Annotated in this window: 24 protein-coding genes and 1 pseudogene; 15 read left to right on the forward strand and 10 right to left on the reverse strand. The window is 49.0% G+C overall.

Going from position 1 to position 23,116, the window contains the following annotated elements; all coding sequences use genetic code 11:
• Nucleotides 1-209: 209 nt before the first annotated feature.
• The 3 genes and pseudogenes from MSED_RS12575 to MSED_RS06475 all read left to right on the forward strand — a co-directional run.
• Nucleotides 210-365: pseudogene (locus tag MSED_RS12575) on the forward strand (hypothetical protein); the annotation flags it as partial.
• A gap of 167 nt (nt 366-532) precedes the next feature.
• On the forward strand, nt 533-964 hold the full coding sequence (locus MSED_RS06470) for a HEPN domain-containing protein (RefSeq protein ID WP_012021223.1): 432 nt from the start codon (nt 533-535) through the stop codon (nt 962-964).
• Entirely contained in the window at nt 942-1,283 is a 342-nt protein-coding gene (locus MSED_RS06475; protein WP_012021224.1) for a nucleotidyltransferase domain-containing protein, read from the forward strand. The genes MSED_RS06470 and MSED_RS06475 overlap by 23 nt, the downstream gene beginning before the upstream one ends.
• Before the next feature lie 259 nt (nt 1,284-1,542).
• Here the strand turns inward: MSED_RS06475 and MSED_RS06480 are convergent, their stop codons facing one another.
• Both MSED_RS06480 and MSED_RS06485 read right to left on the reverse strand, forming a co-directional pair.
• Nucleotides 1,543-1,995 carry a MarR family winged helix-turn-helix transcriptional regulator gene (locus tag MSED_RS06480; RefSeq protein ID WP_012021225.1) on the reverse strand — a complete coding sequence of 151 codons (453 nt, stop codon included), beginning with the start codon at nt 1,993-1,995 and terminating at the stop codon, nt 1,543-1,545.
• On the reverse strand, nt 1,970-3,658 hold the full coding sequence (locus MSED_RS06485; protein ID WP_012021226.1) for an MFS transporter: 1,689 nt from the start codon (nt 3,656-3,658) through the stop codon (nt 1,970-1,972). The genes MSED_RS06480 and MSED_RS06485 overlap by 26 nt, the downstream gene beginning before the upstream one ends.
• Before the next feature lie 105 nt (nt 3,659-3,763).
• Between MSED_RS06485 and MSED_RS06490 the strand changes: the two genes are divergently transcribed.
• The gene (locus MSED_RS06490; protein WP_048060081.1) at nt 3,764-4,039 is read left to right on the forward strand and encodes a hypothetical protein; all 276 of its coding nucleotides are present in this window, start codon (nt 3,764-3,766) and stop codon (nt 4,037-4,039) included.
• Nucleotides 4,040-4,112: 73 nt separating this feature from the next.
• Here the strand turns inward: MSED_RS06490 and MSED_RS12185 are convergent, their stop codons facing one another.
• Both MSED_RS12185 and MSED_RS06495 read right to left on the reverse strand, forming a co-directional pair.
• On the reverse strand, nt 4,113-4,331 hold the full coding sequence (locus tag MSED_RS12185; protein ID WP_012021228.1) for a hypothetical protein: 219 nt from the start codon (nt 4,329-4,331) through the stop codon (nt 4,113-4,115).
• 16 nt (nt 4,332-4,347) lie between these two features.
• Nucleotides 4,348-5,247 (reverse strand): 2-hydroxyacid dehydrogenase, encoded by a 900-nt coding sequence (locus tag MSED_RS06495; RefSeq protein ID WP_012021229.1) that lies wholly within the window; start codon nt 5,245-5,247, stop codon nt 4,348-4,350.
• A 312-nt stretch (nt 5,248-5,559) separates the two neighbouring features.
• Here MSED_RS06495 and MSED_RS06500 point away from each other — a divergent pair, with 312 nt between their 5' ends.
• The gene (locus MSED_RS06500) at nt 5,560-7,152 is read left to right on the forward strand and encodes a B12-binding domain-containing radical SAM protein (RefSeq protein ID WP_012021230.1); all 1,593 of its coding nucleotides are present in this window, start codon (nt 5,560-5,562) and stop codon (nt 7,150-7,152) included.
• Nucleotides 7,153-7,182: 30 nt separating this feature from the next.
• On the forward strand, nt 7,183-7,959 hold the full coding sequence (locus MSED_RS06505) for a dienelactone hydrolase family protein (protein ID WP_048060082.1): 777 nt from the start codon (nt 7,183-7,185) through the stop codon (nt 7,957-7,959).
• A gap of 106 nt (nt 7,960-8,065) precedes the next feature.
• Here the strand turns inward: MSED_RS06505 and MSED_RS06510 are convergent, their stop codons facing one another.
• From MSED_RS06510 to MSED_RS06525, 4 genes are read right to left on the reverse strand one after another with little or no spacing between them, the layout of a single operon-like run.
• Complete coding sequence (locus MSED_RS06510; protein ID WP_012021232.1) at nt 8,066-9,040, reverse strand: ABC transporter ATP-binding protein; 975 nt, start codon at nt 9,038-9,040, stop codon at nt 8,066-8,068.
• Nucleotides 9,037-9,837 carry a carbohydrate ABC transporter permease gene (locus MSED_RS06515; RefSeq protein ID WP_012021233.1) on the reverse strand — a complete coding sequence of 267 codons (801 nt, stop codon included), beginning with the start codon at nt 9,835-9,837 and terminating at the stop codon, nt 9,037-9,039. Before MSED_RS06515 ends, MSED_RS06510 begins: the two co-directional genes overlap by 4 nt.
• Nucleotides 9,834-10,658, reverse strand: coding sequence for a carbohydrate ABC transporter permease (locus MSED_RS06520; protein ID WP_012021234.1), 825 nt, complete (start codon nt 10,656-10,658; stop codon nt 9,834-9,836). The genes MSED_RS06515 and MSED_RS06520 overlap by 4 nt, the downstream gene beginning before the upstream one ends.
• 5 nt (nt 10,659-10,663) lie before the next feature.
• Nucleotides 10,664-12,103 (reverse strand): ABC transporter substrate-binding protein, encoded by a 1,440-nt coding sequence (locus MSED_RS06525; protein ID WP_012021235.1) that lies wholly within the window; start codon nt 12,101-12,103, stop codon nt 10,664-10,666.
• Nucleotides 12,104-12,376: 273 nt separating this feature from the next.
• Between MSED_RS06525 and MSED_RS06530 the strand changes: the two genes are divergently transcribed.
• Complete coding sequence (locus tag MSED_RS06530) at nt 12,377-13,513, forward strand: thiolase family protein (RefSeq protein ID WP_012021236.1); 1,137 nt, start codon at nt 12,377-12,379, stop codon at nt 13,511-13,513.
• Nucleotides 13,510-13,728 carry a PhlB family protein gene (locus tag MSED_RS06535; RefSeq protein WP_048060083.1) on the forward strand — a complete coding sequence of 73 codons (219 nt, stop codon included), beginning with the start codon at nt 13,510-13,512 and terminating at the stop codon, nt 13,726-13,728. Before MSED_RS06530 ends, MSED_RS06535 begins: the two co-directional genes overlap by 4 nt.
• Here the strand turns inward: MSED_RS06535 and MSED_RS06540 are convergent.
• A complete protein-coding gene (locus MSED_RS06540) occupies nt 13,720-15,375 on the reverse strand; it encodes an AMP-binding protein (protein WP_012021237.1) in 1,656 nt (551 codons plus the stop codon). The two genes, MSED_RS06535 and MSED_RS06540, sit on opposite strands and share 9 nt — an antisense overlap.
• A gap of 237 nt (nt 15,376-15,612) precedes the next feature.
• Between MSED_RS06540 and MSED_RS06545 the strand changes: the two genes are divergently transcribed.
• The 4 genes from MSED_RS06545 to hsp14 all read left to right on the forward strand — a co-directional run bounded on the left by MSED_RS06545 (nt 15,613) and on the right by hsp14 (nt 18,072).
• Nucleotides 15,613-16,437: an SMP-30/gluconolactonase/LRE family protein gene (locus MSED_RS06545; protein ID WP_012021238.1), complete on the forward strand. Its 825-nt coding sequence runs from the start codon at nt 15,613-15,615 to the stop codon at nt 16,435-16,437.
• Nucleotides 16,438-16,441: 4 nt separating this feature from the next.
• A complete protein-coding gene (locus tag MSED_RS06550) occupies nt 16,442-17,041 on the forward strand; it encodes an MFS transporter (RefSeq protein ID WP_048060084.1) in 600 nt (199 codons plus the stop codon).
• 27 nt (nt 17,042-17,068) lie between these two features.
• Nucleotides 17,069-17,518, forward strand: a complete 450-nt coding sequence (locus tag MSED_RS06555; RefSeq protein ID WP_144418766.1) for an MFS transporter — start codon at nt 17,069-17,071, stop codon at nt 17,516-17,518.
• Between the two features lie 182 nt (nt 17,519-17,700).
• Nucleotides 17,701-18,072 carry an archaeal heat shock protein Hsp14 gene (hsp14, locus tag MSED_RS06560; RefSeq protein ID WP_012021239.1) on the forward strand — a complete coding sequence of 124 codons (372 nt, stop codon included), beginning with the start codon at nt 17,701-17,703 and terminating at the stop codon, nt 18,070-18,072.
• Here the strand turns inward: hsp14 and MSED_RS06565 are convergent.
• Complete coding sequence (locus MSED_RS06565) at nt 18,053-19,510, reverse strand: ABC1 kinase family protein (RefSeq protein WP_012021240.1); 1,458 nt, start codon at nt 19,508-19,510, stop codon at nt 18,053-18,055. The two genes, hsp14 and MSED_RS06565, sit on opposite strands and share 20 nt — an antisense overlap.
• Nucleotides 19,511-19,615: 105 nt before the next feature.
• On the opposite strand from MSED_RS06565, the gene MSED_RS06570 reads away from it, so the two are divergent.
• From MSED_RS06570 to gapN, 3 genes are read left to right on the forward strand one after another with little or no spacing between them, the layout of a single operon-like run.
• The gene (locus MSED_RS06570) at nt 19,616-20,485 is read left to right on the forward strand and encodes a bifunctional 2-dehydro-3-deoxy-phosphogluconate/2-dehydro-3-deoxy-6-phosphogalactonate aldolase (RefSeq protein ID WP_012021241.1); all 870 of its coding nucleotides are present in this window, start codon (nt 19,616-19,618) and stop codon (nt 20,483-20,485) included.
• Between the two features lie 5 nt (nt 20,486-20,490).
• A complete protein-coding gene (gene kdgK / locus MSED_RS06575) occupies nt 20,491-21,417 on the forward strand; it encodes a bifunctional 2-dehydro-3-deoxygluconokinase/2-dehydro-3-deoxygalactonokinase (RefSeq protein ID WP_012021242.1) in 927 nt (308 codons plus the stop codon).
• A 16-nt stretch (nt 21,418-21,433) separates the two neighbouring features.
• A complete protein-coding gene (gene gapN / locus MSED_RS06580; protein WP_012021243.1) occupies nt 21,434-22,948 on the forward strand; it encodes an NADP-dependent glyceraldehyde-3-phosphate dehydrogenase in 1,515 nt (504 codons plus the stop codon).
• The last annotated feature ends 168 nt before the right edge of the window (nt 22,949-23,116 follow it).

The following is a 23,116-nucleotide window of genomic DNA, read 5'->3' on the forward strand; positions in this document are numbered from 1 at the left end:
TAAACTTCTTAGATTGACATTGCCTGATTATTTTAGTTAATGTATACCCGTATTGATGAACTGAAGATTCATCGCGAGTTCACGAAATAGGTAAAGAGGATCGCGAAATTGCAGAGAGAGGTTAGGAGTGATACCTTCGCAAAGCTTGGGGCTTGCCGCGATGCGAGGACTATCGAGCGTGACGCAGGTCATGGGGGTTCGATTACGCTAACACGTTGTCTAAGCTCGATGAGATCTCTAACAGCACACTGGTGAGGTTGGTCAAGGCCATCGTTCGGGACGACCCAGTCCTCTTAATAGATGACTTCACATACCACGTAAAGAGGTACGGAATCGCCGAGCCAGTGTCACCTTATTTAGCGTAGGTCTTCTACGTAGGGTCAGAGGGAACTTACCTGCCAGCGCTTCAACTGGTGATCGCGGTTAATGACCTGAATGTGAGCGCGTAATCCCGGTTCTCGTTGAAGTTGTAGCATAGGCGCAACCTTACTGATCAGCAAAGTATTTAGTATCCAAGGGAAAAGCTCACCTGATGAGTGGCGTAAAGGTACAGACGTTGAAACGAAGGGCTTTGCAATTCCTTAAGGACGCGAGGCGGGACTTAAATGAGGGTATCTACGATCTTGCAGTATTTTACGCGGAACAGGCTATTCAACTTTACGTGAAAGCTATCCTTTTCGAAATGTTTGCGTCTGAAATTAAATCACATGAAATAAGGAGTTTGATCTCATCCTTATCTAAACTCTTGAGAGAGAACGGGTATCAAAATCTAGCAAACGACCTCGATAATCTCGTGAAAAAGTTCAGGAAGGAGCTAATCGATCTAGAAGTTGCTTACATAGATTCGAGATACGAGGACATTGAATATGATAAGGAGACCACTGAGGAGATACTCAACGTGGCCATGAACATAATAAATGAGCTGGAGGAGATTAGCAAGAATGTCAAGCTGGGTAAAGGATAGATTCATGCACCTTTCCAGGTGGAGAGAGTATGCTGAAAAGATCGCTAAATCCGCTAAGGAGCTCTATCCTCAGGCGGAAGTTTACGTTTTTGGTGGTGTAGCTGAGGACAGGATAACGGTCCTGAGCGACATAGATATCCTTGTCATTTTACCTGGCAAGAGTGTCCAGGAATTACGGGAATTAAGAACTAGGATTTTCCTGAACGCAGTCGATAAGTATGGTCTACCCTTTGATTCGCCGGTTGAGCTTCACGTGGTTAACGAGGAGAGGGCTAAAATTTACTTTAGGCTTGCGAAAAAGATGATAAAAATTATATAGTCTCATAGTGGCCTAGGACAACTATTGATGGGTTCTCTTGTGAAATGGCACGTTAACTATACGCAAACAAACTGCCATAGGGAAAGCAGTTAAACCTTAATGACGCGGTCTTGTGTATGGATATTTCGGAAACTTGATCCAAAAATAGAATAAACTAGCGTAGCTTGGATCCGGATTTGGTTCCAAGTTGGGTACATGACAAGCAGAATTGCTCGGAATTCCCTCGATACCACGTGGGCCCACAGCTAAATCCACAACATCATGACTGCTGGGCCATCTTCTCCTGGCGCAGGATCTTCTCCTGGAGAATGTCCAGTAAAGCAATCAGCTTCTCCTTCTCCTCTACGCCCAAATCCCTCATGAGCTCTGAGGCCATCTCCTCGTAGACCTGCATTGCCTCCTCAGTTGCCCTAACTCCACTTTCTGTGATCTGCACGTTAATGATCCTCCTATCCTCCTTGTCCCTCTCCCTCTTGACTAACCCCTTCTCCTCTAGCCTGTCTATGGCTGCCGTGATCCCAGCCTGCGTCATCAGCACCTCCTTAGCTAGGTAGACCATGGACTTCGGGGACTCCTTCACGGTCATGAGGATCAGGAAGTCTATGTAGTTGAGTCCACGCGATTCAAGCCTCCTGTTGAACTCCCTCTTCACCGCTCGGTAGACCCTGGAGATCCTCACGAGTACTTCAACGTCTAGTTTTCTCTGCATCATATTGGACAACCTCCTCCGGGATTTTAGCTTTTCCCCTCAGGGCTGAGGCTACTGCCGCTATGAAGGAGAGCGCAGCCCCAAAGTAGAACGTCTCCCTCAAGGCTAACATGAAGCTGGGGGCAATTGCGCTTGGGAACCAGGTCCTCTGCTCCATGATCGAGATCGCACTACTGGGAATCTGGGAGGCAACTGAAGCGGGTAAGGTTCCGAGTAGGGCCTTCACGGGGTCGTATCCAAGGAAGGCCGCGAACAAGGCCCCGGTCACTGGAACCTTTTGTACATAGGGCGAAAGCTGAGGAGCGCCTGCCTGAGCTAGGGCGTGAGCCAATGACGGCCCCAACGACGAACTCAGGGAAAGGATCACAATCGTGAAGAATATGGCAATGCTCACCGTTTGTCCAGTGTTCTGAAGCGTTGACCTCATCCCCGACGCAGCTCCCCTGTGCTTTGCGGGGACGCTACTCATGATCGAGGAAGTGTTTGGAGAAGCGAACATCCCATTTCCGACTCCCATCATGAAGATGATTGCTCCAAACACTGGATAGCTGAAGTTGTAGGGTAGCGCGGTCAGGGCTAAGAAACCTATGCCGACCAGAACCATTCCCGCAGTAGCTAGCCCCCTCGATCCGTACCTGTCTGAGAGCCAACCGCTCACTGGTCCCGCACTCACGAATCCAACCATTAGGGGGATCGTGTATATCCCTGCCCAGAAAGGAGTTTCAGAGTAGGAGTATCCGTGAAGCGGGAGCCATATCCCCTGGAGGAAGATCACTATCATGATCATGAGACCTCCGTAGCCTATGGACCTCAGAAATCCAGCAAAGTTGGCCGCAGCGAACATCCTATTCCTGAAGAGTTCCATTCTGAACATGGGGTACTTGACCCTAGTCTCGATAAAGGGAAAAGAGGCCAGAAGTCCCAGCCCTGCAACCATGGAGAGTATGACGAAGGGATTACCCCACCCGGTCTGCGCTGAGCCATAGGGCATAAGGGCGTAGGTCATTGCAATTAGTACAAGGATTAACCCGAGGCCGAACACCGCATTACCGACCCAATCTATCCCCTCCCTGTTCCTTGCACTGGTCTCCTTGAGCTTCAGGTAACTCCACGCCGTTCCAAATACCCCTACTGGAACGCTCACGAGGAAGACATACCTCCAGTTTATGACCGATAGAATTCCTCCCAGGATAAGCCCAATTAACGATCCTGCCAGCGCAGCTACCTGGTTTATTCCAAGTGCCCTACCCCTCTCATTGACGGGGAAAACGTCTGTGAGGATTGCCGCGCTGTTCGCCATCAAGAACGCTCCACCAATTCCCTGGATTATCCTGAATATCACGAGCTCGAGGCCAGCCATATCCCCACTTCCAAAGGTTAAGGAGAGAAGGATAGAGCCCACGGTGAAAACCAGGAAGCCGAGGTTGTACAGCCTGACCCTTCCGTACATGTCAGACAACCTTCCAAAGGAAAGGAGAAGCGTCGCGGTTACAACGTTGTAGCCCATGAGGATCCAGAGAAGGTACTGGAAAGATGAGGGGGCCAGTGGGTTTATCCCTATCCCCCTGAATATGGCGGGAAGCGAGATGATCGTGATCGTGCCGTTTATCGTCGCCATTAGGACTCCCAAAGTCGTATTGCTCAAGGCTATCCATTTGTACTGCATGATTAGAGTACTAACTATTAACTATTTAATCTTTTCGTAATAGCGATTGAAATCATTAAGTTAATGATGGAAAATCTTATATTTTATAGATTTGATATTATATCTATGGCAAAGGTTTACGTGATACATGAATGGGATGATACGCAGAAGGATCAGGCCCTGAAGTTTTTCAACGGGCTAGTGGACATGGCGAAGGGAAAGAAGCTTCCGAAGGGATTTAAGCTCGAGAAGTTGAACGTAGATGAGGCTAACAAGACAGCAGTTTGCGAGTGGGAAGTGCCAAGCATGCAGGACCTTGCTAACGTTGCCAGCCAGATGGGAATAACCTGGAAAGTGAAGATGATAAGTCCAGTAACCAAGTACGAGCATAAGTTGTTATAAAGCGTTTTTTACTTTTTCTATCTAGAGATTCTTTCAGGCTCTCAAATTTTGGTACGATGTAGTGAAACGCTTCCTACATTCCCGGTACCCTATAAGATATCTTGAGCCTGTCTAGGGCCTCCAGCATTGCCCCTGAATTCTCGGAAATTATTGACATACCCAAATCCCCGTGAAGATATCCTAGAACGTCATAGGTTGCCAGGCCGGTACAGGCTATGTACATGGCATCTGCCTGGATTATGTCATCTATATGCTTCTTAACGAGCCTGTATACCGTGAAGGTAATTGCCACGGGACTATGATTGGCCTCATAGGTAGTCCGAGATCCTCACTAGATTGTTCGTCTCTCCCCTGGATAGATACCTTTCCAGGTTGGCACAAGCGCTTATCATTGCCCTCCTCAAGACCTCTCCGCTAGCCGATGCCCCTGCGGTATGATACGTTCCTGCGAAGTTCTCGAGTTCCCACAGTGAACTGTCAAAGTTCTCCCTCCCGTTCCTCCTCCAGAATACGTCTGTCCCAAACCTCAGGTCAGGTCTCTCCTTGAGAATCCTGATGATATCCTCCTCTACGATGGTTTCCCCTCTTCCTATATTCACAAGTATTGTCCTCTCCTTCATCAGCCTCAACAGGTCATAGTTCAGAACTCCTCTGGTCTCCTTGTTGAGGGGTAGGGCATCAAACACCACGTCTCCCTGCGGGATGGCCTCCCTTAACTGCGTCGGGTGGAGCTTAACGTCGAAGAACTCTGGTCTCTTGAAGGACCTGGACACCCCCACCACCTTCATCGAGAACCCGAACTTGGCGATCTTAGCAATCTCAGACCCTATTCCCCCTGCCCCAAGAATCACGGCGGTCCCTCCCATGACGGAGTAAGTCTCAACCTTTTTCCTCAAGTTCACCCTCTTTGCTAGGGCGAGGGCCAGGGCCCACGCGTGTTCAGCCACAGACTCAGAGTAGGCCCCAGCGTTGGACATCACCGTGACCTTTGTAAGTTTCTCGAAGGGAAGATCATCAACTCCGGCCGAGAAAGTCTGGAGAAGCCGGAGCTTCGGCATCTTCTCCAGGAGGCCAGCAACCTTAGAGGGCCAAGTCATTAACACTTCCCCTTCCCTTAGATCCGAGTCTGTTAAGTTGGAGTCCTTAACCCCAAACTTATCCAGCAGGGTGTGGCACTCCTCGGGTAACCTTTCTGTTGAGATAATCATAAATAATCCTTGTATCTCAAGTAAAAAGGTTCTCCCATGAATTAGGTCCCTATGATCCTTAATTAGATTTTCAAGTCCTATTGGCTTGACACCCCCATTGATGCTTCAGCGTACTAAAAGTTATACGTCTCTGCCTTAAACTCGTTAAAAATCATATGAATATATTCCTCTAATGTCCCAATATTATAATTTAACTTGATGCCATACTTAATTAGGATATCTTAAGAGATTTTTACTATATATCAGAAACTAATTGATTAACTGAACATCATTTAATTAATCTTTAAATTCTTAAGCGTCCCATGTATACTCATGCCCGGATGGAGCGTAGTCTTAACCTCTGATCGCGGCTCGTTTACTAGGTTTGGGCCATCCAGCGTCTTGGGATACGTGGCGTGCATGCCGGCGAGGCTAGTCCCGAGGTTTTTCATGGATAGGTTCTTCACTCCCCCGATCAAGGATGTGGATAAGGAGGGGAGAGCCCTTTACGCGCCATATGCGCTAAGGAAAATTGAGGCCAGCCTAGTTACCAATGGGATAACTGATGTGGCAGTTGTCCAACCAGAGAGGCTGGAGAAGGCAGTCTCGCACAACACCAAGATCGTGGGAATATCGGTCCACGACCCTAGAGGCCTGGACCCCGTAACCTTCAAGTTGGCTCTTCTCTTTGGGGGAGGCAAATCGTGGCTGGAACAGTTCTTCGACGAACTCGGAGATACGATCTCGAGGTTAAAGAGAAGGTACAATTTCAAGGTCATTGCGGGTGGACCTGGGGCGTGGGAATTAGCTCGCGATAGACCCGAATGGTTGGATGTCCTTATGCTCGGAGAGGCAGAGGTCACCCTACCTCCCCTGGTGAAGTCCATGCTCAGGGGTGAAAGCGTACCTCCCCTGGTGAAGGGAAGAGATCCGAAGGTGGAGGAGATTCCCCCAATCCTGGGGCCAACTAGGTGGGGAGAGGTACAGGTGACTAGGGGATGTCCTAGAGGGTGCAGTTTCTGTTCCATCACTCCTGAGACCTTCAGAACAATCCCCCTAGATACCATCAAGAAGGAGGTTGAGGTCAACCTTCAGGGAGGTATAAGGAACATTGATCTCATCACAGATGACATTCTCCTTTACGGATCCTCGAAGCTGAGGGTGAACCATGAGGCCATCGTGAAGCTCTTCACAGAGGTGAAAGGCACGGGTGTGGATGGGCTATTCTGGCCCCATATCTCTGCCCCAGCTGTTAAGTCTAGTCCGAGGACTGTCCAGGCCATGGCAGATATCGCAGGGTATGACTTCGATAGGTCGGTAATGCCGGTGGTGGGACTGGAGAGCGGAAGCCTCAAGATCCTGGAAAAGTACATGCCAGCGAAGGCCTTCCCGTGGACTCCAAGGGAGTGGAGTGACGTTATCATGGACGCCACAGCAATCATGAACGACAACTACATCTTCCCGTGCTACACCATGACCATAGGTTACAAGGAGGAGACAGACGGCGACGTCCAGGAGAGCATTGACCTGGTTCAGAAGATAATAGACCACGATTTCATGGCGTGGATCTTCCCGCTACCCGTGATTCCCATCTCGACCACTAGGATAAAGGACAATCCCTTCCCTGCACTTGAGAGGTTACCCTCCAAGTACTGGGATCTCCTCTACATTGCGTGGACTTACAACATGAAGGTTACGAGAAAACTCGCTCCAAGGCTGGCTGGAGGCAAGGGAGTGACTGGGAGTATCGTGAGATTCATGATAGACAGAATATTCTCATCCATAGAGTGGTTCTTCAGGGACCTAAAGCAAAGCAAGGGAAAGAAGTCCCTGGAGTTCTCGAATATCAACATCAACAACACCGTGGGGACCATAAGGGCCATCCTGGAACTCGGCAGGCTATCCTTCAAGGGCCACGAAAGTTAGGTTTTTTACTATTAGATGTCTAAACTTGGTATGGAAGAAAAAGTAATTAAGTATTCTAGTTTTGATGGTAAAGAGGTAGAAGGTTTCCTCGTCACAGGAGGAAACAAGGCTGGAATCATTGTAATCTCCGAGATCTGGGGGATTACGGAGTATGTGAGGAACGTTGCTAGGCGTCTCGCAGGTCTAGGCTTCACTGCCCTGGCACCTAACCTGTACTCCAGGGATTCCGAGATCTTCAACGAGAGGACCATCTCCAGCGTCATGCGAAGGTTCTTCTCCCTGCCACCAGAGAAGAGGGGGGATAGGGAGGCCTTAGCCAAGATTGTTGAGGGACTAACAGAACAGGAGAAGAGGATCTACCAAGACCTTGTGGTCAATAGGGCCTCGACGGAGGACAGAATGTTAAAGGACCTAGAACACGCGTTTCATTACCTCAAGTCGCTCGGCCTCCCCAAGTTTGGCGCCATAGGGTTCTGTATGGGAGGAGGTCTAGCTTTCCAGCTCTCCACTCAGGTCCCCCTTGACGCCACAGTCGTGTATTACGGAAGAAATCCCAGAACGCTCGAGGACATAGCCAAGATCAAGGGGCCCGTTCTAGCTCATTACGCAGGTGAGGACTCTGCCATAAACCAGGGAGTCCCTGACATGGTGAGAGCCATGATCCAGTACAAGAAGGAACTGGACATGAAGATATACCCTGGAACATATCACGCCTTTGCCACTGAAGGGGGACATGTTTACAACGAGGCTGCTGCGAAGGATGCATGGGATAGAACCGTCAGATTCTTCACCAGGGTTCTGGGGTGAGAACATGGAAGAGGAAAAGGGGAAGATCATTGAGGATTGTTTCATGACTTGGGTAAGGATCCTGGAAATGACTGAAAAAGAGAAAGATGAAAAGAAAAATTGATTTTTATTCTTCTACCAGCTGTCCATCCTTAAACTGTCTATACTGCGTTATCTCAAACTTGACCTCATCGCCCACGTCATAGTATTCCTCGGAGAGGATCGTTATGCCATACCCCTTGAAAACGCAGATGAGGTACCTGGAATCTCCCACTGCCTCCACCGACTCCACGGAACATGTTAGCTCCCCCTTCCCCACATTGACCCACTCTGGTCTGAACCCTACTTCCTCGGCCTTCTCTCCCAGTATTTCCCCTGGAACGAAATTCATGGGGAAGTCTCCTATGAATTCGGCAACCCACTTAGTTCTGGGATAGTCATACAAGTCCTTGGGTTTACTTACCTGTTCAAACTTCCCTGCATGAAGAACTGCAACCCTATCAGCCAAACTGAGAGCCTCCTTCTGATCATGTGTCACGTAAATGAACGTACCCTTCAACTCCTTCTGAATTCTTTTGAGCTCACCTCTGGCCACAGTTCTCATCCTAGCGTCCAAGTTACTGAGAGGCTCATCCAGAAGGTAGTAAGACGGGTTCCTCACAATTGCCCTAGCTATAGCCACCCTCTGTTGTTGACCTCCACTTATCTTCGTGACCTTTTTATCTAGAATTTCGGATATTCCTAGAAGACCTGCAACCTTCTCAACACTTTCCTGGATCTCCTCTTTTTTCATTCCCTTCATCTTGAGCGGGAAGGCTATGTTATCCCTCACAGTCATGTTGGGATAGAGTGCGTAATTTTGAAAGACCATTGCCACGTTCCTTTTCTCTGGAGGCTTGTTAGTTACGTCGACTCCATCCACGAGTATCTTACCCTTGTCGGGCTTCTCTATTCCTGCCATGATCCTAAGGAGAGTGGACTTCCCCTCTCCGCTGGGACCAAGAATCACGAAGAACTCACCGCTCTCTATCTTCTCTGTCACACCGTCTAGGACTCTCTTGGTCCCGTAAACCTTCACAAGCTCAACTAGCTCTACGGTCATGCCTTTATCCCCCCTGCCAAATATTCTCCTCTTAGATACTTTTGTAACGCGAAAGTTAATACTATTACGGGAATCGTGAAGACCAGGGAAAACGCAACTCCTGCGAGCAGGTTACCCCTAGTTACATCAGAGTATATGGTGACTGGAAGCGTAGAATGATACGGAATCAATAGTATGGCATATGTGAACTCGTCCCAGGAGAACATCCAGGATATTAGGAAGGCAGCTGCTATTCCAGGAGCGGCTATGGGCAACAGGATCGAGAATAACCTTCTCAGTAGGCCCGCACCATCGACCCTGGCTTGATTCTCTAGGTCTGACGGTATTGAGGAGAAAGTCCCTTGAAGAATGAAAGTTGCCAGTGGAAGGGTAATCAGAGTCTGCGCTAGGGCAAGCCCCTCAACGCTCTCAAAGAGATGGAGCTTAATGAACTCCACTGCTATGGGAATCCCAATAACGATAGCTGGCATCATATTTGTCACAAGAAGGAGAACTAAGAAGGGGTAGGCAATAGCTCTAGGAAGCCTGCTGAGACCGTAACCTGCTGGAACTGCGAGTACTAGGGTAATCACCCCAACCAGGGTGGCAGTTTCTAGGCTCTTTACCAAGGGGTCTATGAACGCTGAACCTTGCAGGGACACAACCAGGTTATTCAACGTTAATGAGATAGGTAGGAGAGCAGGATACCTTGCCAGTATAGTGATGGTTGGCGAATTGAAGGCCAACAGGAAAAGGACATAGAGTGGAAACAGGAAATATGCGCCCACCACAATTGCACCTATGTAGGACCACTTCATGAGGATCTACCTCCTGTCAATTTTATCACAACACCCATGAAGACCAGGATAAAACCTAGGAGAACGGTTGCAGCAGCAAGGGCTAGGCCCACTTCAGGAAAGGTGGTCGTGTAGAGGTTATACACCAAGGTGGTAAGTAGGGGAGGATGGTCTCCTATCAAGATTAAGGGAAGAGCGAAGATATTGAACTCCTGAACCCCTCTGAGGATGAGGGCTACACCTATGAAGCTCCTTAGATTTGGTAGTGTAATGTGAATGAACCTCCTCACCGAACCGGCTCCGTCTATGGCTGCGGAGTAATATAACTCCCTTGGGATCGAGGACATTCCTGCCAAGAGAATCAGGGATACTATAGGAGTGTTCTTCCAGCTATCAGCTAGCATGACTACAAGGAGGGATGATAGGGAAGTTTGATACCAGTTAACATTGATCCCGAATAAGGAATGCAACACTGTGTTGGCGTAACCGCCACTGGTCTGGAAAATGAAGCTAAAGGTTATGGCAGCGACCACTGTAGCCACGCCCATGGGAATGATAGTTATTGTGGAAAGTGCCCTCTTTCCTAGGAATTCCCTGCTTAATACCGATGCCACTAGAAAACCCAAGGCCAGCTGAATTAGAAGCGCACCCACAGTGACGAGAACTGTGTCTAAGACTGCTCCCCCTACATTAAAGTAGGCCAGCTCCTGGTAATTATGAAGCGATAATCCCCCGTGAGGATCCTGAAAACTTAGATAAACGGCGTCAATAGTGGGAAAAAAAGAGAAAGCAACAATATACCCCACCGCAGGCAGGACCAGTAAAAAAGGGGTTAACCTCAAGTTTTTCACCCGTACAATGGACCGTAGACTCCCTGCTCGTATTGCTGAGCCACAGTGGTGTTATAGTTCTGGACTAGGTAGTTATACATCTCCTGATTCGCCTGGCCTAGGATGCTGGGTATCTGGGAGTAGGGTGCATGATCTACAATAATCGTGTCAAATACCTTGTCAGCGATCTGTCCCCACACAGTTATCCATGGAACGGGTTCCCTGAAGAACGCGTTGCTCATGGCCTCCTCCTCTGCCTTGTACAATGCGCTGATATTGCTTGGCAAGTTGTTGTAGGCCTGCTGATTTACTGCTGGCCAGGACAAGTATATGATAAAGTCCCTTTGAACCTGCGTCGATAGGAGGAACCTCGCGAAATCTATTAGTGCAGGAATGTCGGTTGCTCCCTTAGGTATGGCCAGGACATCTCCGCCCACCAGATGGTCTCCGTTAGCAGGTCCCACAGGGCCCGGATAGAAGCCTATGTGACTCATGTTTACGCCTTCACTAGCCATGGTGCTATAGATGTAGGGCCATTGATAGTCAATCATGTAATACTCTCCACTTAACAGTCCCTTATAGCTACCCCAGTACCCATGGACGTAACCCGGAGTGAAGTAGTTGGAGAGGTTATAGAGATATTCGAAGGCTAACACATCACCGGAGTCGTTGAAGAGGAATGGATTTCCTCCAGCCTGTACCATCCATTGGTAAAGCTCCGTGTAGGTGCTGGCTCCGCCGTGACCCTGGAACATGATTGGGGCCACACCAGTCTTAGCCTTTATCTCAGAGGCTACCTGCATTAGCTGAGACCAGTTCTGAGGCGGAGTTATTCCCATTTCCTGGAACAGCGTTGCATTATACCACACTAGGGGTATGTTACCCCTCAATGGTATGAAGAACTCCCCGTGGTAAACACTTTGCTCATACTTTACGAGGCTCACCATTGAGGGTATGAGGGAGACGTTCTGAAGTATTTCGCTCGTGTATGGCGTGAGGTTCATCAAATAGTTCCCGTTCAGAAGCTCCCCAATAACCAGGTTATCCTCTCCAATTATTACAGGTCCAACGTTACCACTTAGCTCAAGCTCCTCAACACTCTTCACGATGTCCGTTGCACCTTCATCCACATAGTTGATATGAATGTTGGGATATTCCTTTTCAAATTGCGGAATGATTACGTTCTGCATTACTGAAGCCTCTGACTGGGAGAGGTCGTCGAAATAGGTTATGGTCACATTCCCAGTAACAGGGGGAGGAGTCGTTGTGGTAGTTGAGGTGTTAGTTACACTTGGGGGCGTTGTCCTATGACTTGTTAACTCTATAGCTGCCACTGCACCTATAACTATTATTACAATTACTATCCCTATTACAACAGATTTGGCTATCCCCCTAACTGCCTTTTTATAATTAACTCTCGGTAACAAGGGTATCACTTTCCTCATATTGGACTTCATGTTATTTAAATATATCTGAGATTTTTATACATACTAGTATATAGATTAATTCAAGTAATAAAGTATAAGTATATCTAGTAATTTTTAAGTAATAGTGCTAATCAAGGCCAAATCTACAACAGCTAGAAAATAACGTTTCGGAGTCACAAATCGCGATAGAATGTTGGATATCAATATAGAATACTTTATTTAATCGTCATTAAGAATATAATAGAAGGCGTTACATTTAAGTTTCAAGTTAAAAATTTAAACATAGCCCACTGTATCCACGGGATGGTTGCCGTAGTAGATGCGTGGATTACGCCCTTCGGAAAGAGAAGGGAGAGCATCTTTGACCTGGCTAAGGAGTCCTCTCTGCCACTTGTGAGAAAATACAGGGATGTCGTGGATTTCGTGGTTGTATCAAACTCTTACTCAGGGGAATTTAATGGAGTTTCTGGATTGAACAACCTCATCTCCACGTACCTTTCTCTGGAACACGTTCCCTCAGTTAGGATAGATAACACGAGCGGAAGTGGAGGGAGCGCCGTTCTGGTGGGAAAGAGCCTTCTTGAGTCAGGGACGGCCAGGGCTGTCCTCGTGATAGGTGTGGAGAAGATGTCCACAATGAGGACAAGGGAGGTTACCTCAGTTATTTCCTCCCTTCTGCCTCCTAGGGAGAGGTCGGTGGGGATCTCTGTACCCTCCCTTGCTTCCATCATGACGAAGGAGTACATGGCGAGATATAATGCTAGGAGGGAAGCCATAGCTGAAGTGGCAGTGAAAAACCACAGAAATGGGGCCAAAAATCCCTTCGCCCATATTAGGAAGGAAGTATCCTTGAGCGAGGTTCTCTCATCTCCCGTGGTTGCCGATCCGCTGACTCAGTACGAGTTCTGCCCGATCAGTGATGGTTCAGCATCCCTCCTCCTGGTAAGGGATGAAGACGCGCTCAGCTTCACTGGTAGACCAGTTTACATCAAGGGAATAGCCATGGGTTCTGACTCCTCCCACATAACCGATAGGGAGGACCTACTAGAGATGAGGTCAGTGAGAAGGGCAGGCGAGTTGGCAATGAGAACTAGCAAGGTGGACCGCGTGGACTTCGCCGAGCTTCACGACATGGCCACCATCCTGGAGATTGTGGAGGCAGAGGCGTTGGGTCTACTCAAGAGAGGAGAGGGGTGGAGATCTTACCTGGAGGGGGAGACCGAGATTCACGGTGAGATGCCCATTAACACCAGTGGTGGGCTCAACTCTAAGGGCCATCCCATAGGTGCCAGCGGAATTGCTCAACTGGTGGAGGCGTTCCATCAGATCAGGGGAGAGGCAGGCGAGAGGCAGGTAAAGGACGCGAGGACTGGGTTAACCTTGAGCATGGCTGGTTTCGGTAACTCTGCCACAGTCGCGATAGTGGGTGATGAGCCGTGATAGTCTACGTGTGCAACTCATGTGGTAAGGCCTATTTCGAGCCAAGGGGAATCTGCCAGTGCGGGTCAGATAGCTTCAGGGAAGAGGAAAGGGAGACCACGAGGATACACTGCGTAAAGTTGATGGTCCCGCCTGCAGGATTCCCGGACCAGGTTGAGTTCTGCCTATCGCAGGCTAAGGGAACAAAGGTTTTCGAAATCGTGAGGTCAGCCTAAACTTCTCCTGACCTCGTTCACCACCTCAGGGTCCTCCAGTATCGTCGGGTCTACATCCTTTCCCGTGAGTAGGTCTCTCAAGATCCTCCTCACCACTTTCCCGCTCCTGGACTTAGGAAGCCTAGGCACTCTCACCACCCTGTCAACCACGTATATTGGCCCTAGTTTGGATCTAACCTCCGCCTTAACTCTCTCAGGGTCTGCGTCTCCCACGATGAAGAGGACAAGTTTCTCCCCCTTGACGGGGTCGGGAACTCCCACCGCAGACGCGTCCTTAACCCCTGGAACCTTTGAAACCACGTCCTCCACCTCTCCGCTGGTGATCCTGTGACCTGCGACCTTTATCATGTCATCACTCCTGCCCACAATCTTGACGTATCCGCCTTCCACGATTGCCAGGTCTCCCGTGTCATGTCCGCCGTACCTCTGATACTCCTTGAACTTCTCTTCATTTCTCCAGACCCCAATGAACTTCGTGGGGAAGGGACTCTTCAGGACTAGGTGGCCGACCTCACCCTCAACCCTATTCCCGTTCTCATCAACTGTTTCCAGCAGTGCTCCAGGGAACGGAACTCCGGCATATCCCTTCCTTGACTCCACACCCAGGGAGAACGGAGTCCCCACCACATATCCTGTCTCGGATTGGCCGTAAATATCCGTGACCCTATCGGCGAACCTTATGGCGTAATCCCAGGAAGGCTCATCCATTATCTCGCCTGCAGTGGCAATGTACTCAACGCGAGGCAGGGATAGGTCCATACTCCTCAACAGGCGTAGAAGCGTTGGGGATGTGAAGAATACCTTGGGGTTCTCCCTCTCCATGATCTTCCTAACCCTATCCCTAGGGTGATCAGGAGCTCCCTCCATGAAAACCAGTGTTCCGCCATGAAGAAGAGTGCCATACATGATCCTGGAAAACGTTATCCATCCCACGTCAGCTGAGGTGAATACCACGTCACCAGGTCTCAGGGAAAACACGATATCGAACACGGTGTAGTGACCCACCATCCAGGAGCCGTGGGGTAGAACTATCCCCTTAGGTCTACCTGTGGTACCGGAGGTGTACATTATCACGAGGGGATCATTTGCCTCAATCCTCTCAGGGAGAGTGAAGTCATCTTCCCAGGGGGTGAGGTTCCTTTCTAGTGTCACATCACCACCGAGGAGAGGAATCCTCTGACCCCTTCTCTGGGTGTACCTCGTGGTGAGCACAAGCTTGGGTGAGAGGTCCTGAATCCTGGCCTTGACTGCCTGCTCCCCAAGACCTGCAAAGATAACGGAGTACACGACTCCCATCTTGGCGCAGGCGAGGAGTGAGGCAATGGTTTCAGGAAGGTTTGGCATGTAGATTGCGACCCTATCGCCCCGAGTCACTCCCTTGTCCTTCATGACGTTGACCACCCTCTCTGTCAGCCTGGCCAGCTCGGAGTACGTGATTTCTCTCCTCTCGTCTTCACCATACCAGATTAGTGCCGTGCCCTCATGTGAAAGGACGTTATGCGCAATGTTGGTCTCCCCGTTCACGAACCACTTCCCGCCCTCTAGGACTGAATTCCAGGGCTTAAACCATCTTAGTGCTGAGGCAAAGGGCGACCAGTACAGATCTGGCCTTTCCAGAGCTGTCGCAAAGGCCGAGGAATAATCCATAGGGTGATAGAATCACAACTGCCTAAAAAGGACTTGGTGGCAGAGGCATTGTTAAGATGTCGGTACCCTTGATCACGTTCTTGACATGGATTCGTGAGTTGGAGATAACGCGTGCCTCATCCTTGATTTAGCTATGACGCAAAGGGATATCCCAGTGAACGCGTCTAGGAGCTTTAGACACAGTCTTCATTATCTCGTAAGCGAGGCTTTTTTAATTCTTAAATCATTGAAGACCTGATGGAGCCGTCTATTTACGTTAGGAGCAACGCAAGGTTAGGAGAGGGACCGCTGTGGGATCCTAGGACGGGGACTCTTTACTGGGTCGATATTGAGGGAGGAAAACTTCACGTAACAAGGGATGGAAAGGATACCGTCATAGATGCACCCCAAATGATCTCTTCATTGGGCTTAACTCACGAACCTGGGACACTGATCACGTCCGCAGGGTTAACCCTATACAAGTTCTCAGGGGAATTCACTCCCATCTCCAGCATCACTGCGGAAGGAGTTAGATTCAATGACGGAAAATGTGGCCCTAAAGGAGAGTTCTGGGTGGGAACAATGGATCTCAAGGAGGAGAGGGACCTGGGGATCCTTTACCGATTTAACGGCGAGTTTACTCCCCTCGTGGATCATCTAATAATATCCAACGGAATGGACTGGTTCAAGAACGTATACTACCTCGTGGATAGTCCCAGGAAGAGGGTTTACGCCTTCAGGGTTAGAGATGACGAACTTGAAAGTCTTGGAGCGGCTGTGGATACCTCCGATTACCCGGGAGTTCCTGACGGAATGACCATGGACTCCTCCGGGTTAATTTGGGTAGCCCATTATGGAGGAGGGTTGGTGACCGTGTGGGAGCCCTTCTCTAGGAGGCCAGTCCTGGAGATCCAGATGCCTGTAAAGATAGTGACCTCGGTCGTCTTTGGAGGGCCTGAACTTAACCAGCTTTTCGTGACCTCCTCATCTAGGGCAGGGGAAGAACTAGGCGGTTCGGTGTTTGTGGTGGAGACGGAGTACAGGGGACGTGAACCCTTCGTGTGCATGGACTTCTCACGGTGAATCCATGGACTTAAGGATTCCCCTAGTGGCGCTCCTGGGAACTGTGATCTCGTGGTACTCCTTCTTCTCTGTGGGTATCCTTTCAGCATCTAGTTCGCCCTTTCACTCCCTAATCCTGTCTGCCCTCTTCTACTTTTCAGCCTTTGTTGGGAGACCGTTGGGAGCCTTCCTCCTAGGGAGGGTGGGGGATAGCTGGGGAAAGAGATTCTCGCTCTCCCTAGTATTCCTCTTCCTTTTCGTGGGTGACCTCCTCATATCGCTGAGATCTCCGCTAGAGGTGATTTCGCCAGTCCTCATAGGTCTTGCCCTTGGCGGAGAGTGGGGGAGCGCCTCGGTCCTAATGGCAGAAAGCGTGGAAAACATGAGAGGTGGTTGGACAAGCCTGGTGCAGTTGTCCGTACCCATTGGACTAATCCTGTCGCTCACGGTGGCAATTTCGCCCCTCTCCCTCTTTGTGCCAGCGTTGATTTCCGCGCTTTTGATACCAGTGACATTCCGATTGCCTGAGACGAGGGGAAGGATAATTGGTGCTCAGCTAAGTGGTCTCAGATCCCTGATCAAAGGGATCATGATTAAGGTGGGGGAAAGCTCGAACTTCTACTAGTTCACATCCTTCTCAATCCCCTTTCTCTTGAAAGCTGGCCTTGACCTAGGAACACTTCCGATCCTTTTTGTTTCTGTGGAGGAGATGTTCCTAATGATACCCATGGGGATAGCGTCAGATCTCATGGGGAGAAGGACGGTGATAAGGATTGGGATGCTGACAATGTTGTTGTCCTCTGCCATGTTGAGCATTTCCGCCATCTTAAGAAGTGGTATCCTGGTCTTGGCATCATTTCTGGTTTTTGGCCTTGGAGACTCCCTAAGCTACGCACCGCAGGGAGCTTACCTAGCTGAACTCTATAGGGAACAGAGAGTGATGATGGCCGGGTTGGCCTACCAGCTTTCAGCGGTTTTAGCTGGAGGTACCTCTGTAATCCTGACCTCCCTATCTCTCTCATTTCTTGGGGAGACAGGGAGCTCGATCGTCATACCCTTGCTCTCCCTGGTATACGTGATGATGTCTGTCCTTGCAGTTTGAGAGTTCTGAGGCTCTTCTAAAATAAGGATTAATAATGAGGATTCCGCATTCTAGTTTATGAAGTGGAAACTGCTATTTCTTCTCTTGAGGCTGTTGAGAATATTCAGAAAGAGATAGGAAGTGCTTATTTTTCCTATTCTACTAAGCAATGATTTTTTACCCACCGCATCGCAAGTTATGATATGGAGATCCTTTTACGTGAACTTGGTAAACAGTTGAATGACCTGACCAAGGAATTTTATGAGAAGGTGCTCCCACCAATAGACGTGTACGAGCAGGGTAACACCCTTGTGGTTATTGTGGACATGCCGGGTTTCGACAAGTCCAGCATTAGTATAAGGCTATCGTCTGATGGAGTTCTCAGAATTGAGGGAAAGAGGGACGTGGAGCAGGCTGGAATAAAACACGTGGCGCAAAGACCCTCAAGGATGATGAGGGAAATCAGGTTACCAGTCAAGGTTCCTAAGGACGCTGAGGTAACAGGGAAATATGAGAACGGTGTTCTCACGTTAAAGATTCCCATAGAGGGCGCAGCTAAGGTAAAGATAGAGTAACCGTTATCCCTAGAAGGGCTATCAAGAGGGAAACTACGTCACCTAGGAAAAAGTAGGCTGGGATCGAGGCAGCCACCACGGGTATACCAATCCATTTTCTCTCCCTTTTCCTGGGCAGGCTTGGCTGTTTTAACATTCTCTCCTTAATCCCTGTCGAGAAATAGTTTACGTAATCCATTACCTCGTCCACCAGGGCCACGCGCATTAGCCCTTCCTCCTCCACGATTCTAACCAGGTTAGGGAGGAAGTCGAATTCAGGGTCAATCATTCTACACGTACCCTCTAGGACAGATGACATTCTGAAGTAAAGGGCTATCTTCTCCGGTAACCTAAGGGGGAACTTAAAGAACGCCTCGCTGGCTAACCTGTTAAAGTCGTCGAGTTCCAATTGGTCCACGGGGACCCCCTTCATCTCCTTTATCATTAGCTCGAAACCCTTAGCTAAGACCTTCCGATCAGCGTAGGGTTGAACTGCACCTAACTGATCCAGAACGTTGACCAGCATGAGAGGGTCGCCCCTGCTGATGGTAACGTACATGCGAATCAACTTTATCCTGGTCTCCCTGTCAATGTAACCCGCCATTCCAAAGTCGTAAAGGATTATGTTCCCGTCTTCATCCACTGCTATGTTTCCAGGGTGAGGGTCCGCGTGAAAGTACTCCCCCTTCAACACGGGGTAAACAAACACCTTGAACACTCTCCAGGCTAGGCCCTTCCTGTCAAATTTGTTAAGGGCCTCCTGTGACGTGATCTTTAACCCAGGAATGTACTCCATCACAAGGACATGCCGGGTCGCCTTTATGGTATTGGGTATCCTTACCCTGAATCCCTCTAGTTCTTCCCTAATTTTCTCCGTGTAGAAGGCCTCCCTCTCGTAGTTGAGCTCTTCAAATATCCTTGTGGAGAACTGCCTGAAGATAAGCTTGAGGGTCTCCACTAGACTGGAGTCCAGAATCAACCTAGTTAGGGGGAGAAAGGTCCTTATCACGGAGATATCTGCCTTCAGAATTTCCTCAACTCCAGGCCTGTTCACCTTGATCGCGATCTCCTTCCCATCCTTACTCACTCCTCGGTGGACCTGTCCAAGACTTGCTGCAGCCAGGGGAGTCGGGTCTACTTCCCTTATCACGTCTCCAGCCTCCTTGAAAATCGTTTCCTTTACCTCTTCAAAGGGTGCTGGGGGTACCTCGTCCTGAAGCCTCTGCAACTCCCTCATATACTCCTGGGGAAGGACGTCAGCGCGAACCGAGAGCACTTGACCCAGTTTTATGAAGGTTGGGCCTAGCTCTATCATGGTATCCACGAACCTCTTGGCCTCCTCCTCGAGCTCCTCCCTGGGGATGGTTTCTCCCTTCAGGATCCTTCTCCTGAAGTCCCTGTACTTCAAAAGCCTCGGCGTCATCTTTCGTAGGATGGTAAACGTCCTGGAGATAGACACATGTAGATGATTTCCCTCACCATAAAATAATTTTACTAGATAGTGCGAAGATCGCCTCAGAACTTGAATGCGTAGGTTTTTATTTAAGACTTCAATTTAATTTCTATGGAAGTCGTTGTTCCCATCCTAACGCCTTTCAATCCAGACGGGACCATCAACAGGGAAGCCTTGAAGACCCACGCCACCAATCTTCTTGAAAAGGGGATAGATCTAATCTTCTTGAACGGAACGACAGGGTTAGGACCAGCCCTCTCGAAGGAGGAAAAGAAGGAAACCCTTAGAACCCTTTCAGACGTGGCTGACAGGGTCATATTCCAGGTAGGAGAGCTTAACTTAAACAATGTGCTGGAACTTGTTAAGTTCTCCTCTGATTACGGTGTAAGGGCTATAGCGTCTTACTCCCCCTACTATTTCCCGAGGCTTCCAGAGAAATGGTTAATCAAGTATTTTCAGACTATTGCCTCCCATTCCTCCCATCCAGTGTACCTTTACAACTACCCGTTGGCCACAGGTTATGATATATCAGCTGAACTACTTTCCAAGTTTGGCCTTGAGTTGGCAGGGGTAAAGGACACGAATCAGGACCTGGCACATTCCATGAAATTCAAAACAACTTTCCCTAAGATGAAGGTGTACAACGGTTCTGATACCCTAGCGTTTTACTCCTTGTTATCACTCGATGGGACGGTAGCCTCAATGTCCAACTGTCTCCCCACAGTTTTCGTTGAGATGAAGAGGGCAATCTCACAGGGAGACGTGAAGAAGGCCTTAGTTCACCAGAGACTGATTACCTCCATTGTGGAGCTAGCAAGGAAATATGGACAACTTGGTGCACTTTACGTCCTAACTGAAATGACGCAGGGATATTCGGTTGGGAGACCAAGACCGCCCATATTTCCCCTTGAGGAAGGCGAGGAGAGGGAACTCAAAAAAGAGGTAGAGAACTTCATCAAGGGTCTCGGTGTTAAAGCTTGAAAACTATGGTAACCCTGGGAGAAATTCTCATAGAACTTAACGCCGTTACCTCGGGACCATTAAGGCACGTGAATTACTTTGAGAAACACGTGGCGGGAAGCGAGGCCAATTATTGTGTGGCCTTCGTCAGGCTAGGGAACAATTGCGTGTACATAGGAAGGGTAGGACGCGACGAGTTCGGTCATAATGCAATAGAATGGTTAAGAGGAAAGGGAGTTAACGTCGATCACGTCAAGTTTGACGATAATCCCACGGGTATATTTTTCGTACAGAGGGATTATCCGGTTCCGCTTCATAGCGAGTCAATCTACTATAGAAAGGGAAGTGCTGGAAGCAGACTATCGCCGGAGGACGTGGATGAGAACCTTGTGAGAGGCGGTGACCTCGTCCACTCCACTGGGATAACCTTGGCCATTTCTAGCTCAGCGAGAGATTCGGTGTTCAAGGCTTTCTCACTTAACGGGAACAGATCATTCGATACCAACATTAGGTTAAAGCTATGGACTCCAGAGGAGGCGAGGACGACAATAATGAAGCTTCTTAAGGATTACCCTGTGAAGTACTTGATAACTGATGTTGATGACTCCAGGATTCTAGTGGGTGAGTCAGATCCAGATAGGGCCTCTGCCATCCTAAGGGAATACGCCGAGGTGGTAGTGATGAAGCAGGGGCCAAAGGGAGCATCCCTTTATCACGACGGAGGAAAGTACTTTTCGCCAGGTTATTCGGTCCCAGTAGAGGACGTTACAGGAGCAGGAGATGCGTTAGGAGGAACCTTCCTATCCCTAGTTATGTCAGGGTTCAGCATGGAGAAAGCGTTGGATTACGCCATCGTGAGTTCAACCCTTAACGTAATGATAAGGGGGGACCAAGAAAACCTCCCAGGTTTGTCCGAGATCGAGGCATTCCTCAAGGAAATGGATAAAAAGTAATGTGTACATTCTATTTATGAACCTCAAGGAATTGTCCCCAGAGTTTAAGGAGATAACTAGCTTAGAGTCTAACACGACGGTCTTCAAGACTTATCTCACCGGTGACTGGGTGTCAGCAAGGGAGCTCGAAGATGTTATATCCCCAATAGACCTCACCACATTCGCCAGGGTTCCCAGACTTCCCTATGAGATGGTGGACAGTGCACTCTCCAAGATCTCAGAGAAGGGGAGATGGGAGATCCGTGACCTTCCAGGAGAAAAGAGATTGAAAATATTTCATGATATGGCCTCGCTCCTGGACAAATTTAGGAGTGATCTGGTTGAAGTCCTAGTGATAGGCAACGGAAAGACTAGGGCAGCTGCCAACGGTGAAGTGAACGCGTCCATAGAACGATTAATCAGGGCAGACCTGGACGTGAGGAAACTCTATGGAGAATACGTTCCAGGCGACTGGAGTAGTGAGAGCTTGGAGACTGAGGCCATTGTGAGAAGGGAACCACTGGGAGTAGTTCTTGCAATTACTCCTTTCAACTATCCACTTTTCGACGTGGTGAACAAGTTCGTTTACTCTACGGTTGCAGGTAACGCCATCCTAATCAAACCTGCTAGTAAAACTCCAGTGCCCGCAATCCTTTTCGCGAGAATCGCGGAACTTGCGGGATTTCCCAAGCACGCGTTGGGAATACTGACCATACCTGGGAAGGACATGGATAAGGTAGTCTCGGACAGAAGGATTGGAGTCATCTCATTCACCGGAAGCACGGAGACTGGAGAGAGGGTAATTAGGGCTGGAGGCGTTAAACAGTACGTGATGGAGCTCGGAGGCGGTGACTCGGCCATTGTCCTAGATGATGCTGATCCTGTCTCCACTGGACAGAAGCTTGTTACCTCGATCACCTCGTACAGCGGACAGAGGTGCGATTCAATAAAGTTCATTTTCTCTGAACCTGGCGTCTATGACAAACTTAAGCAGACGCTTCTCAACGAGCTATCCAAGATAAAGGTTGGCGATCCCAGGGAGGACGTGAGCATGGGACCGATCATAGACAGGGGAACGGTGGATGAGCTAGAGTTCTCCGTCAAGGACGCGCAGGAGAAAGGAGCCAGGGTTTTATTTGGGGGCAAAAGGCTGAAGGAGAACTATGTTGAACCTACTTTGATCGAGGCCTCAAAGGAGATCGTGAAGAACCTTTACCTTTATCAGAAGGAGGTCTTCCTCTCGGTTGCAGTTCTAGTTAAGATGAACAACGTGGATGAAGCTATCTCCCTGAGCAACTCCAGGAGATATGGGCTTGATGCCTCGGTATTTGGAGAGGACATCAATAAGATCAGAAAGGCCATAAGACTACTTGAAGTGGGAGCGGTCTACATAAATGACTTTCCAAGGCATGGGATAGGTTACTTCCCCTTTGGAGGAAGAAAGGACTCGGGACTAGGAAGGGAGGGAATAGGGTACACCATAGAGTACGTAACTGCCTACAAGACGGTGGTCTACAACTACAAGGGAAAGGGTGTATGGGACTACATGTAGTGACGACAAAGATCATCTTGGATCATGCTGGAATATGCCTTGAATTTTAGCCATAATTCCATCGTCCCTTATTTATTAACTATAAGTCATTATTATAAAAATGTGGAAGTCACATACGAATTTGAAACGACCAGGCCGGCAACGTAGTCAAGGATTACCTATCCGACC

The sequence above is a fragment of the Metallosphaera sedula DSM 5348 genome, assembly GCF_000016605.1.
Classification (GTDB): domain Archaea; phylum Thermoproteota; class Thermoprotei_A; order Sulfolobales; family Sulfolobaceae; genus Metallosphaera; species Metallosphaera sedula.